Source organism: Nocardia sp. NPDC004722 (assembly GCF_053601505.1).
The window spans coordinates 1-11,747 of sequence record NZ_JBSGBY010000237.1 but is presented as its reverse complement, the minus strand read 5'-3'; the positions used below and the strand labels follow the sequence as shown (position 1 = coordinate 11,747).

General features: G+C 66.7%; 12 protein-coding genes and 1 pseudogene. 7 read left to right on the top strand and 6 right to left on the bottom strand.

Annotation, left to right across the window (positions count from 1 at the left end; translation table 11 throughout):
- Positions 1–132: 132 nt before the first annotated feature.
- Positions 133–1,299, bottom strand: a complete 1,167-nt coding sequence (locus ACWELQ_RS22825) for a thiolase family protein (RefSeq protein WP_452399073.1) — start codon at positions 1,297–1,299, stop codon at positions 133–135.
- Between the two features lie 186 nt (positions 1,300–1,485).
- On the opposite strand from ACWELQ_RS22825, the gene ACWELQ_RS22820 reads away from it, so the two are divergent.
- Entirely contained in the window at positions 1,486–2,157 is a 672-nt protein-coding gene (locus ACWELQ_RS22820; RefSeq protein WP_452399075.1) for a YoaK family protein, read from the top strand.
- A 94-nt stretch (positions 2,158–2,251) separates the two neighbouring features.
- Positions 2,252–2,833, top strand: coding sequence for an HdeD family acid-resistance protein (locus ACWELQ_RS22815; protein ID WP_379352057.1), 582 nt, complete (start codon positions 2,252–2,254; stop codon positions 2,831–2,833).
- 67 nt (positions 2,834–2,900) lie between these two features.
- Here ACWELQ_RS22815 and ACWELQ_RS22810 read toward each other — a convergent pair whose 3' ends face one another.
- The 5 genes from ACWELQ_RS22810 to ACWELQ_RS22790 are packed head-to-tail and all read right to left on the bottom strand — an operon-like array spanning position 2,901 to position 7,867.
- Complete coding sequence (locus ACWELQ_RS22810) at positions 2,901–3,779, bottom strand: phosphoribulokinase (RefSeq protein ID WP_452399072.1); 879 nt, start codon at positions 3,777–3,779, stop codon at positions 2,901–2,903.
- A gap of 11 nt (positions 3,780–3,790) precedes the next feature.
- Positions 3,791–4,867, bottom strand: a complete 1,077-nt coding sequence (locus tag ACWELQ_RS22805; protein ID WP_452399071.1) for a class 1 fructose-bisphosphatase — start codon at positions 4,865–4,867, stop codon at positions 3,791–3,793.
- A gap of 16 nt (positions 4,868–4,883) precedes the next feature.
- A complete protein-coding gene (locus ACWELQ_RS22800) occupies positions 4,884–5,954 on the bottom strand; it encodes an AAA family ATPase (protein ID WP_452399070.1) in 1,071 nt (356 codons plus the stop codon).
- Between the two features lie 25 nt (positions 5,955–5,979).
- Complete coding sequence (locus tag ACWELQ_RS22795) at positions 5,980–6,402, bottom strand: ribulose bisphosphate carboxylase small subunit (RefSeq protein ID WP_452399069.1); 423 nt, start codon at positions 6,400–6,402, stop codon at positions 5,980–5,982.
- A gap of 16 nt (positions 6,403–6,418) precedes the next feature.
- A complete protein-coding gene (locus ACWELQ_RS22790; protein ID WP_452399068.1) occupies positions 6,419–7,867 on the bottom strand; it encodes a form I ribulose bisphosphate carboxylase large subunit in 1,449 nt (482 codons plus the stop codon).
- 123 nt (positions 7,868–7,990) lie between these two features.
- On the opposite strand from ACWELQ_RS22790, the gene ACWELQ_RS22785 reads away from it, so the two are divergent.
- The 5 genes and pseudogenes from ACWELQ_RS22785 (at position 7,991) to ACWELQ_RS22765 (ending at position 11,468) form a co-directional block, all read left to right on the top strand.
- On the top strand, positions 7,991–8,866 hold the full coding sequence (locus ACWELQ_RS22785) for a LysR family transcriptional regulator (protein ID WP_452399074.1): 876 nt from the start codon (positions 7,991–7,993) through the stop codon (positions 8,864–8,866).
- 55 nt (positions 8,867–8,921) lie between these two features.
- Positions 8,922–9,455: pseudogene (locus ACWELQ_RS22780) on the top strand (peroxiredoxin); the annotation flags it as partial.
- 77 nt (positions 9,456–9,532) lie between these two features.
- A complete protein-coding gene (locus ACWELQ_RS22775; RefSeq protein ID WP_452399067.1) occupies positions 9,533–10,555 on the top strand; it encodes a zinc-dependent alcohol dehydrogenase family protein in 1,023 nt (340 codons plus the stop codon).
- A gap of 34 nt (positions 10,556–10,589) precedes the next feature.
- The gene (locus tag ACWELQ_RS22770; protein ID WP_452399066.1) at positions 10,590–10,991 is read left to right on the top strand and encodes a (R)-mandelonitrile lyase; all 402 of its coding nucleotides are present in this window, start codon (positions 10,590–10,592) and stop codon (positions 10,989–10,991) included.
- 27 nt (positions 10,992–11,018) lie between these two features.
- A complete protein-coding gene (locus ACWELQ_RS22765; protein ID WP_452399065.1) occupies positions 11,019–11,468 on the top strand; it encodes an HAD domain-containing protein in 450 nt (149 codons plus the stop codon).
- Positions 11,469–11,747: the final 279 nt, after the last annotated feature.

Below are 11,747 nucleotides of genomic sequence, written 5' to 3'. Positions count from 1 at the left end.
GGATCGCCCGGGTAGATGCCCGCGACGCGGCGCAACTGGGCGACCGTGGCGGCGGCGCAGCCTAGGGCTGGGGGCCGACACGACAGGCGAACTCGCGTGTGCGGCGCGGACACTCAGCGCGGTTCGGGTCTCTCAGAGCCGTTCGATGATGGTGGCGTTGGCCAGTCCGCCCGCCTCGCACATGGTCATCAGCCCGTACCGGCCGCCGGTCTGCTCGAGGTGGTTGAGCATGGTGGTCAGGATGCGGGTGCCCGACGCGCCGAGCGGATGCCCCAGCGCGATCGCGCCGCCGCGCGGATTCAGCTTCGCCGGGTCCGCGCCGAGTTCGTGCGCCCAGACCAGCGGAACCGGCGCGAACGCCTCGTTCACCTCGAACGCGTCGATGTCGTTGATGGACAGCCCCGCCCGCGCGAGCGCCTTGCGGGTGGCCGGGATGACGGCGGTCAGCATGAGCAGCGGATCGTCCCCGGTGACTGCGAAGGAATGGAACCGCGCCCGGGCGCGCAGCCCGAGCTGGGTCGCCTTCTCCTCGCTCATGATGAGCGCGGCCGACGCGCCATCGGTCAAAGGTGAGGAGTTACCTGGAGTGATGGACCAGTCGATTTCCGGGAATCGAGCCTTGAATTCGGCGTCCACGAAGGCGGGCTTCAGCCCGGCCAGGCCCTCGACGGTGGTGCTCGCGCGAATGGTCTCGTCCGCGGTGAGGCTGCCCGCGGGGATCAATTCGTCGTCGAACCCGCCGGATGCGGCCGTGGCCGCGGCCAATTGGTGCGAGCGGGCCGCGAACTCGTCCAGGGCGGCCCGATCGAACTTCCAGCGCGCCGTGATCACCTCGGCGGCGATACCCTGCTGGATCAGCCCGTTCGGGTAGCGATGCGCGAGCGGCCCGCGGTTGGCGTCCTTTCCCTGCGCGCTGGAGAACATGGGCGCCCGCGACATGGATTCCACCCCGCAGGCGATGGCGATGTCATAGGCCCCCGCCAGCACGCCCTGTGCGGCGAAATGCGCGGCCTGCTGTGAGGATCCGCACTGCCGATCGACCGTTGTGGCGGGCACCGACTCGGGAAAACCGGCCGCCAGCGCCGCCGTCCGCGAGATATTGAACGCCTGCTCACCGCTCTGCGTTACGCAACCGCCGATCACATCATCGATGAGTTCCGGATCGATCCCGGTGCGCTCGACCAGGCTCGCCAGCACCTGCGAGAGCAGCGTGGCCGGATGCACTTCCGACAGTCCGCCACCGCTTTTCCCCTTCCCCGAGGGCGTGCGGACGGCGTCGACGATGACGGCGGAGGTCATGGCATCTCCTAGTTCCTGCTGGACAGACCAAACGTGAATTCCGGTTAACATAAGCACTGTACCGCACGGCAGGCGCGCCGTCAGCCGCCCATTTATTCAGCTCCTGCTAAGGGTGATTTGGATTGCTAGCCTGTTGCCGTGACTGCCATCAGCGATCGAAAACAAGACCCGTTCTGGGGTCTCGAGATGCGGCTGTCCGTGGTGCTCTCCGCGCTGGCCGGGTTCATCGGCGCGGCCGCGTACGCCCATTCCGAGGGGTACTTCGTCACCTTCATGACCGGCAATACCGAGCGCGGCATCCTCGGCCACTTCGCCGGTGACCACACCCTGGCCTTCGGCGCGGCCGCGATCATCGCCTGCTTCCTGGCGGGCGTTTTCGTGGCATCGATTTGCCGGCGCTACTGGTGGACCAATCACCCGCACGGGGCGACCATGCTCACCACCGCGGCCCTGCTGGTGGCCGCCACGGTCGACAACATCCTGGGTGAGCGGGGCATCGGCCTGATTCCGATCCTGTTCGTTGCGTTCGGGATGGGCGCGATCAACACCTCGTTCGTGAAGAACGGCGAGGTGTCCATCCCGGTCACGTACGTCACCGGCACGCTGGTGAAGCTCGCCCAGGGCATCGAGCGGCACATCGCGGGCGAGGACACGGCCCGCGGCTGGCTCGGCTATGCGGTGCAGTACTTTTCGTTCGCGCTGGGCGCGCTCATCGGTGGTGTGGTCTCGCTGCTGGTCTCGGGTACCTACATGCTCGATGCGGCGTTCATGGGTTCGCTGCTGGTGGCCAGCTATACCTGGCGGGCCGATATCCGATGGGTGCGGCGTCATGACCGGCTCACCGCGAGCAGCGACTGAGGTCGCCGGTGACCGGGGGTTGAATCACGTCACAGCCGCGCAACACTCGGCTAATTAAGCGCAAATGGAACGAACCGGTCCTATTCTGCTGAACATGACAACCACCAAAGAGGGTTACGAAGGGCCGGTTCATGCGCTGGCCCGTAGTGCGTGGCAGTCGATCCTGGTCACCGGCATTCTCTCGGTGGTGCTGGGCATCCTGGTGCTCGTATGGCCCGGACCCACCCTGGTCGTCGCCGGTGTCCTGTTCGGCATCTATCTGCTCGTATCGGGTGTTTTCCAGCTGATCGCGGCCTTCGGGCTACATGTCAGCACTTGGATGCGGGTGCTGTCGTTCATTACCGCGATCCTGTCGTTCATCCTGGGATTCTTCTGCTTCCGCAACGAGTTCCAGGCCATCGGCCTGCTGGCGCTGTGGATCGGTATCACCTGGATCTTCCGTGGTACCGCGGTGCTGGTGGCGGCGATGTCGGATGCGGTCCCGGGCCGGGGCTGGCAGATCCTGTTCGGCATCCTGCTCATCGTCGGTGGTGGTCTGCTGATCGTGGAGCCGTTCCGCTCGATCACCGCGCTGGTCGTGGTGGTGGGCTGCTGGCTCATCGCGATCGGCGTGTTCGAGGTGATCTCGGCCTTCCAGGTCAAGAGCAACGCCAAGAACGTTCCGACCGGAGTCTGACGACGCGACAGCCGACGGCGGCCGCCCACCCGGGCGGTCGCCGTTTTCTATTGTCGGACAGGGATTCTCAGCGCAGCCGTTTGGGCCGCTTGTCCATCAGCCGCAGGATCAGCGGAGTGAAGATCAGCTGCATGGCCAGATCCATCTTGCCGCCCGGCACCACGATGCTGTTGGGCCGCGACATGAACGAATCGTGCAGCATGGACAGCAGATACGGGAAATCGATCACCTTCGGGTCGGCGAAGCGGATCACCACGAAACTCTCGTCCGCGGTCGGAATCGTGCGCGCGGTGAAGGGATTCGAGGTGTCGACCGTCGGGACCCGTTGAAAGTTCACATAGGTCCGCGAGAACTGCGGGCAGATGTGCTTCACATAGTCGGGCATGCGCCGCAGGATGGTGTCGATGATGGCCTCGCTGGAGTAGCCGCGTTCGTGCTTGTCGCGGTGCACCTTCTGAATCCACTCCAGATTGATGATCGGCACGACACCCACCAGCAGGTCGGCGTAGCGGGCCACATCGATCTCCTCGCAGACCGCCGCGCCGTGCAGGCCCTCGTAGAACAGCAGATCGCTGCCGGGCGCGAGCTCCTGCCACGGCGTGAAGGTGCCCGCGGGCTGGCCGAACGGTTTGGCCTCGTCGTCATCGTGCAGATAGCGCCGCACCGCGCCGACACCGGCCTCCCCGTAGTCGCGGAACAGCGTCTCCAGCTCGCTGAGCAGATTCGCCTCGGGCCCGAAATGCGAGAACGTCTCATTGCGTTGCTGTTCGGCTTCCGCCATGGCCAGCTTCATCTCGTTGCGGTCGTAGCGATGGAACGAATCCCCTTCCACGATGGCCGCATTGATCCCCTCGCGGCGGAAGATCTCCTGGAAGGTTCGCGTGACGCTGGTCGTCCCCGCACCGGACGACCCGGTGATCGCGACCACGGGATGTTTGACCGACATGGCACCTCTCTTCAGTGACGCGACGCGCGGAACAGCGAGCGCGAACCGAACAGGGACGCGTCGAAGCTGGGCCCCTCGTCCGGTTCGCGGTGATAGCGCTCGATCCGCTCGACCTCGTTGCGGGATCCGAAGATGAACGGAATCCGCTGGTGCAGCTCCTCGGGCCGCACGTCGAGTACCCGCTCGTGCCCGGTGCTGGCCGCGCCCCCGGCCTGCTCCACGATGAAGGCGATCGGGTTCGCGCCGTAGAGCAGCGAAACCCGGCCCGGCCGTTCGGGATTGCGGGTGTCGCGCGGGTACATGTAGAGCCCGCCGCGGGTGAGGATGTGGAAGGTGTCGGCCACGAGCGAGGCGACCCAGCGCATATTGAAGTCGCGCCCGCGCGGGCCGTCCCCGCCTTGCAGGCATTCGTGGACGTAGCGGCGCACCGGGCGTTCCCAGAATCGCTCGTTGGCGGCATTGATGGCGAACCCGGAGGTGTCGTCGGGAATGCGCATGCGCGGGTGGGTGAGCACGAATGCGCCCACCTCGCGGTCGAGGGTGAAGCCGTCCACCCCGTTGCCCGTGGTCAGCACCAGCATGGTCGCCGGTCCGTAGAGGGTGAAGCCCGCGCACACCTGCTGTACACCCGGCTGCAGGAAGTCCGTGCCCGTGGCCTCCCGGCCGTCCTCGGGTGCGCGCAGCACACTGAAAATCGTTCCGACAGGCAGGTTCACGTCGATATTGCTGGACCCGTCCAGCGGGTCGAAGCAGAGCAGATACTTCCCGCGCCGGTACTCGCTCGGCACCGGATGGCAGTCGCGCATCTGCTCGGACACCAGTGCCGAGAGCGGCCCGGTCCACTGACTCTCGGCCACCATGATGTCGTTGGCGATGGCATCCATCTTGCGATGCACCGTGACCGGCAGATTCTCGGCATCGGAAGCGCCCAGGGAGCCGACGATCGCTCCCCGGGTGACTTGGTTGCCGATGATCTTCGTGGCGGTGGCGAGCACGTTGAGCAGCGCCGAGAACTCTCCGGACGCGCCGGGCTGGCGATGCTCCGACTCGATGGTGTAGCGGGTGAGGGTCTTCAGTCCTTCGGGCACAATCGCTCTCATTTCGTCATGGAGTGGCCCCCTCGTCGGCGGGGGTTTCCGCGAACACGCTGCTGCCGAGGACATCCCCGTCGGTCAGGGTGATCAGATCCGTGCGGCCCACCGGGCGGTGCAGCTCGACCAGGCGTTTGGCCTGGCGCAACCGGCAGCGGTCGATGGCATTGCGCACACTGCGGGCGTTGGCGAAGCGGGGGCGGGCCATGCGCAACGCCAGATAGCGCGAGAATGCCTGGGCGGCAGCGGGATCGAAGCGGAAGTTCTCCTGGCGCACCATGAGTTCGGCGATGGCCATGAGTTCGTCGTGGGTGTAGTCGGGGAACTCGATGTGGTGGGCGACCCGGGAGGACAGGCCCGGGTTGGCGGAGAAGAAGGTCTCCATGCGGTCGGGATAGCCGGCGAAGATGACCACCAGGCTGGTGCGCTCGTTCTCCATCTCCTGCAACAGGATCTCGATGACCTCCTGCCCGTAGTCGCGCTCGTTCTCCGGGCGGAACAGGTAGTAGGCCTCGTCGATGAACAGCACTCCCCCGGCGGCCTTGGCCAGGGCCTCCTTCGTTTTGGGGGCCGTGTGCCCGATGAACTGGCCGACCAGATCATCGCGGGTGACGGTGTGCACCTTGGGTTTACGGATGTAGCCCAGCGCGTGCAGCATCTCGGCCATGCGCAGTGCGACGGTGGTCTTGCCTGTGCCGGGACCGCCGGTGAAGCTCATGTGCATGGTCGGGCGGGTAGCCTGGAGCCCGAAGCGCTGACGGGCACGATCGATGAGCAGCAGCGCGGCGATCTCCCGCACGCGGCGCTTCACATTCGCCAGGCCCACCAGTTCCGCGTCGAGGCGCGACAGCGTGTCCTCGACGTCCTTGCCCGCGACATCGGTCGACAGATCCAGTAGTGCGTCATCGGCCAGCGGGGTCAGGTGGTCGGCCGCCGAATCCTCCGGTCGGGGAGGAACATCGGCGGCCGTACCGCGCATCGACGCGGGGCTCGTGACCCCGGGTCGATGCATCTGGAACCCGCCCGCCGGGCGGTCGGCAGCAGGTTGCCGGCCGCCCGGTACCGCGGGGCGTTCCGCGCTCACGATAGCGTCCCTTTCCGAAACGTCTTCAGCCGCCATACCTTTGGCCCGGACGATCGTCGAGCGCGTAGGCGTGCAGGCTGTAGTGCTGGCGGCGGTCGTCGGATTCGGTGCGGTCGAGCCGGAAACCGGGCTCGTCGGCCGGGCGCTGCACCAGGAAGCTCAACGCCGTGGTCTGCCGCCCGTAGGATGCGTCGTAGGCGTTGACCCGAATGTAGTGGCGCGGGAACGTGGCCCGGCAGGCGTTGATCTCGGCGAGCACCCCGTCGGGCTCGTCCAGATCGAACAGCGGCAGGCCCCACATCTCCCAGTAATTGTTGCGCGGATGCGGGTCGTCGGTGTATTCGATCGACACCGGCCAGTTGTTGAGCAGGGCGTAGCGGACCTGGGCGGAGATCTCGGCGTCGTCGAGATCCGGCAGGTGCGAGAAGGTGCCTTGGCGCAAATGCACGGTGGTTCCTCGACTTTCAGCGGGTGGCCGTGGGAACGGCGTCGGGGGCGTCGGTGGAGGTGTAGTCGAAGGTGACATCACCCCAGGTGGCGAGCGCGACATCGAGCGGGCGGCAGATCTCGGCGGCGCGGCGCAGCACGTCCGGGCCCTCCTTGAGCAGATCGCGACCCTCGTTGCGCGCCTTGACGACTGCTTCGAGCGCGACCCGGTTGGCTTCCGCGCCTGCGGCGATGCCCATCGGGTGGCCGATGGTGCCGCCACCGAACTGCAGGATCACGTCGTCACCGAAGAGATCCAGCAGTTGATGCATCTGCCCGGCGTGGATGCCGCCGGAGGCCACCGGCATGACGCCCGGCAGGCTCGCCCAATCCTGGTCGAAGAAGATGCCGTTGGCCGGATTCATCGGCACGTGACCGTCGCGCAAGGTGTCGTAGAAGCCGCGCACGGTGTGCGGGTCGCCTTCCAGCTTGCCGACGACGGTGCCCGCGTGCACGTGATCCACGCCGATCAAGCGGCACCACTTGGCCAGCACCCGGAAACTCACGCCGTGCGTCTTCTGCCGGGTGTAGGTGGAGTGCCCGGCCCGGTGCAGGTGCAGCAGCATGCCATTGCGGCGCGCCCACTTGGCCATGGACTGCATGGCGGTGTAGCCGACCGTCAGGTCCATCATGATGATGACGCTGCCGAGCGACTTGGCGAACTCGGCGCGCTCGTACATGTCCTCCATGTCCGCGGCCGTGACATTGAGGTAATGCCCCTTCAATTCACCGGTTTCGGCGATCGCGCGGTTCACGCCCTCCATGGCGAAAAGGAAACGGTCACGCCAGCGCATGAACGGCTGCGAGTTGATGTTCTCGTCGTCCTTGGTGAAATCGAGACCGCCCTTGCAGGCCTCGTACACCACCCGGCCGTAGTTACGCGCGGAAAGCCCCAGTTTCGGTTTCACCGTCGCGCCGAGCAACGGGCGGCCGTATTTATTGAGGTATTCACGTTCCATAACGATTCCGTGCGCAGGACCCTGAAAGGTCTTGACATACGCGACGGGAATACGCATGTCCTCCAGGCGTAATGCCTGTAATGGCTTGAAGCCGAAGACATTGCCGATCACCGAGGAGGTCAGGTTGGTGATGGAACCCTCCTCGAAGAGATCGAGATCGTAGGCGACATACGCGAAGTACTCACCGGGACGGCCCGGCACCTCCTCCACGCGGTAGCACTTGCCCTGGTAGCGGTTGTGCGCGGTGAGCCGGTCGGTCCACACGACAGTCCATGTCGCGGTGGAGGATTCGCCGGCGACGGCCGCCGACGCCTCGACCGGGTCGACGCCCTGCTGCGGGGTCACCCGGAAAACCGCCAGCACATCGGTGTCCTTGGGTTGATAGTCGGGGGCGTAGTATCCCATCGACGCGTACGACTGCACACCCGGATCCCACCGGCCGCGCTGATCGTCGTCAGATCCCGCCATCGTTCCTCCTGCGAACCGGGTTGAGCTGCTTGCGATTCCCAGGATGACGGGGCTGTTAACCACAAACAATTCGATTGTTTCTGTTCTCGCTCAACCTTTTCGTCAGGTTTGCTACTGTTGAGTATGGGTACGGTGAGCGCGGTGCGCATGGAAACCTTTCTCGCCGTTGCCAAGCACTCCAGCATTCGCCGCGCCGCAGCGCAGTTGCACATCACCGAAGCGGCGGCCTCGGCGGCCGTGGCACACATCGAGAAACAACTCGGGGCGAAACTCGTGGCAAAGTCCGGGCGAGGTATCGCGCTCACCGAGGCCGGGCGCGTCTACGCCGACTACTGCCGCAGCATCCTGGGATTGATGAAGGAGGCGCACGCCGCGGTCCGCGAGGCGGAGACCGGCCGGTTGCGTATCGGGGTGGTGGCGACCGCCGGGGAGTATGTGCTGCTGCGGCTGCTCGCCTCCTTCCACAACCGCTTTCCCGCCATCGAACTGGGTCTGTCGATCCAGCCGCGCGATGTGTTGTTCCTCGAATTGACCCACCATGAAACCGATCTCGTGGTCGCCGGTCGCCCACCCCGCGACGCGGGCCTGATCACCCGCGCCCGCCGCCCCTGCCAACTGGTGGTGGTCGGCGCGCCGAAAGCCTGGCCCGACCCCTGCGAGGCCACCTGGCTATTGCGCGGCAAGGGCTCCGGCACCCGCGACACCACCCTCGCGCTCTTCGACCGCCTGCAAATCCGCCCGCCCACATTGACTCTCGGCACCCACGGCGCCGCCCTGGCCGCCGCCCGTGAGGGCCTCGGCATCACCCTCATCCACTCCGACGCCATCGCCCGCGACCTCGCCGCCGGCCACCTGGAGGTCCTGGAAGTGGACGGAACCCCCCTCACCCGCCCCTGGCACGTCGTCACCACCCGCACCCCCACCCCCACCGCCCGCCTCTTCCTCTCCCACATCACCGACCCGGAACGAGTCGGCGACAAGGCTTTTCGGGGCGTCTGACTGTTGACCTTGGTCCCCGGCGGCGGGTTAGGGTCGGACAATGACGAGTGAACAGCTCCCGGTGCCCACCGACGACGGTGCGGCAGCACATCTTCCGGGCTCGGTGCTGCCGACGCTGACCCTCGAATCCACCGACGGAACAATGATCGACCTCGGCGCGCTGCCCACAGGGCGGACAGTCGTCTATGCCTACCCGCTGACAGGACGGCCCGGCACCGACGTTCCGGCCGGATGGGACGAAATCCCCGGAGCCCGTGGGTGCACCCCGGAAGCGTGCGCGTTCCGGGACCACCACGCCGAGCTGCTCGCCACCGGAGCCGTGGCCGTCTTCGGGCTTTCCAGCCAGGATTCGAACTATCAGCGCGAGATGGTGGAGCGCCTGCACCTGCCCTTCGCGGTGCTGGCCGATCCCGAGCTGCGCCTGGCCGCCGCGCTGTCCCTGCCGACCTTCGAGGCCGGGGGTCTCACCCTCTACAAGCGCCTGACGCTCATCGTTCGGGATGGCGTCATCGAGCACGTCTTCTACCCGGTGTTTCCGCCTGACGGCCATGCGGACGAAGTGCTGCGCTGGTTGGATGCCAACCCGTAACCGCCAATAGCTGTTCGATAGCTACGATGGGTGGGGCGTTTCGTCCGTCGGCCGCCCCACCGAGAACAGGAGATCTCATGCGCGGCACCGTCTTACATGCCCCGTTCGATATTCGGTTCGAAGAGGTGGCCGATCCCCGGATCGAGAAGCCGTCGGACGCCATTCTGCGGACGGTCGCGACCTGCGTTTGCGGCTCCGACCTGTGGAACTATCGCGGCGTCAACCCCGTCACCGAGCCGCGGCCGATCGGGCACGAGTATGTCGGGATCGTGGAGGCGGTCGGTCCATCGGTCGCGTCCGTGCGACCCGGGCAGTTCGTGATCGGCGGGTTCGCCTACTCCGACAACACGTGCCCGAACTGTCGGTACGGGTATCAATCCGCCTGTATGCACGGCGGGTTCATGGGGGCCTGTCAGGCCGAGCTGATTCGTGTCCCGCAGGCCGACGGCACCCTGGTCGCGTTGCCCGAGATGCCGGATGCCGAGCAGGTGCCCAGCCTGCTGACGCTCTCGGATGTCATGGGGACCGGGTGGTACGCGGCCGTGGCGGCCGAGGTGCGGGCGGGCTCGACGGTGGTGGTGGTCGGCGACGGCGCGGTCGGACTGTGCGGCGTGCTGGCCGCCAAAGAACTTGGCGCACAACGGATCATCGCCATGAGTCGGCACGAGGCCCGGCAGAAACTGGCACTCGATTTCGGGGCCACCGATATCGTCACCGAACGTGGCGACGACGGCGTCGCCCGCATCAAGGAACTCACCGACGGCATCGGCGCCGACTCCGTCCTCGAATGCGTGGGCACCAACGAGTCCATGATCCAGGCCCGCCACTCCACCCGCGTCGGCGGCACGGTCGGCTTCGTCGGCGTCCCGCACGGCGTGGAGATCTCCGGCGGCGAGCTCTTCCGCACCCACATCGGCCTCCGCGGCGGCCCCGCCCCCGTCCGCCGCTTCCTGCCCGACCTCATCGGCCGCGTCCTCGACGGCCACATCAACCCCGGCAAGGTATTCGACCTCAGCCTTCCACTGACCGAGGTCGCCGAAGCCTATGCGGCCATGGACGAACGCCGCGCCATCAAGTCTCTATTGTTGCCTCGACCGTAATTCGCGCTGCCGCACCGCACTGCCGAGGAGCACCATGGAGTCGATCTCGAAGCCGCCCACCACGAAGGGCCCGGCCGAGCTGTTCACCGGCGACGTGTGGTTCGACGTCCACTTCCGCGGCGAGGAACCGTCGCGGGCCCGGCTGAACATCGTCCGCTTCTCCCCCTGCGCCCGGACCGCTTGGCACACCCACGCCCTGGGCCAAGCCCTCTGCGTCACCGAGGGCCTGGGCCTGGTGGTCAGCCGGGACGGCACTGTCATCGTCCTGCGGCCGGGCATCACCGTGTGGACCCCGCCCGGCGAGGAACACTGGCACGGCGCCGCACCCGAGAACTTCATGAGCCACCTCGCGCTCTGGGAGGGCGACGATGTGATCTGGTCCGATCACGTCACCGACGCCGAATACCGAGCCGCGGCAACGCATATCGACCGATAGTTCGCGCCGCACTCCTACGCTTTCCGAGTGCTCGACTCTCGTCCCCTGCTCTTCCTCGACATCGACGGCCCGCTGATCCCCTTCGGCACCTTACGACTCGACCCAGCCCTCGGCCCTCTGCTGCGGGCCCTACCCTGCCAATTGGTGTGGGCGACAACCTGGACGCACGAAGCGAACCGGTCCATCAGTCCCGTGCTGGGCCTGTCTCCCCTTCCTGTCGTGGACTGGCCGGATCGCTCGGACACCCGGATCGACACGTGGTTCGGTCTGCATTGGAAGACCCGCACCCTGGTCGAATGGGCCGCGGGCCGACCGTTCATCTGGGTCGACGACGAACTCGGCGACAACGACCGGGAGTGGGTTTCGGCGCATCACCGGGATGCGGCGCTGCTATACCGAGTCGAGGCCAGGATCGGGCTGGTCCGCGGTGATGTTGCGGTGTTCGGCGACTGGCTCGATGCTGTCTCGGGTTCGTGACAGGCGGCCGAGGAGGTAGCGGGGTGGCCGGATTGTGGTGCGCGGCAGGGTGAGTGGGCGAGCCGAGGGGCTGGTCCAGCCGCGGTGCAGGGCGATTGCGCGCAGGGTGAAGGCGATGACGACGGTCGCGGTGGTGGCGTAGACGACGGGGCAGATGCGGTGCAGGGGGATGAAGACGGCGGCGCCATGGCGCAGGCCCCGCCCACCGACGCCATGGCCGGTCTGGAGGCCGGGCTGCACAACTTCCTGCTCTCCTGCGTCGACCCCGAACGCGTCCGC

Coding starts and splice junctions, on each gene's coding strand:
- ACWELQ_RS22825 (WP_452399073.1), bottom strand. CDS start 1,299: ATGACCTCCGCCGTCATCGTCGACGCCGTCCGCACGCCCTCGGGGAAG.
- ACWELQ_RS22820 (WP_452399075.1), top strand. CDS start 1,486: ATGCGGCTGTCCGTGGTGCTCTCCGCGCTGGCCGGGTTCATCGGCGCG.
- ACWELQ_RS22815 (WP_379352057.1), top strand. CDS start 2,252: ATGACAACCACCAAAGAGGGTTACGAAGGGCCGGTTCATGCGCTGGCC.
- ACWELQ_RS22810 (WP_452399072.1), bottom strand. CDS start 3,779: ATGTCGGTCAAACATCCCGTGGTCGCGATCACCGGGTCGTCCGGTGCG.
- ACWELQ_RS22790 (WP_452399068.1), bottom strand. CDS start 7,867: ATGGCGGGATCTGACGACGATCAGCGCGGCCGGTGGGATCCGGGTGTG.
- ACWELQ_RS22785 (WP_452399074.1), top strand. CDS start 7,991: ATGGGTACGGTGAGCGCGGTGCGCATGGAAACCTTTCTCGCCGTTGCC.
- ACWELQ_RS22775 (WP_452399067.1), top strand. CDS start 9,533: ATGCGCGGCACCGTCTTACATGCCCCGTTCGATATTCGGTTCGAAGAG.
- ACWELQ_RS22770 (WP_452399066.1), top strand. CDS start 10,590: ATGGAGTCGATCTCGAAGCCGCCCACCACGAAGGGCCCGGCCGAGCTG.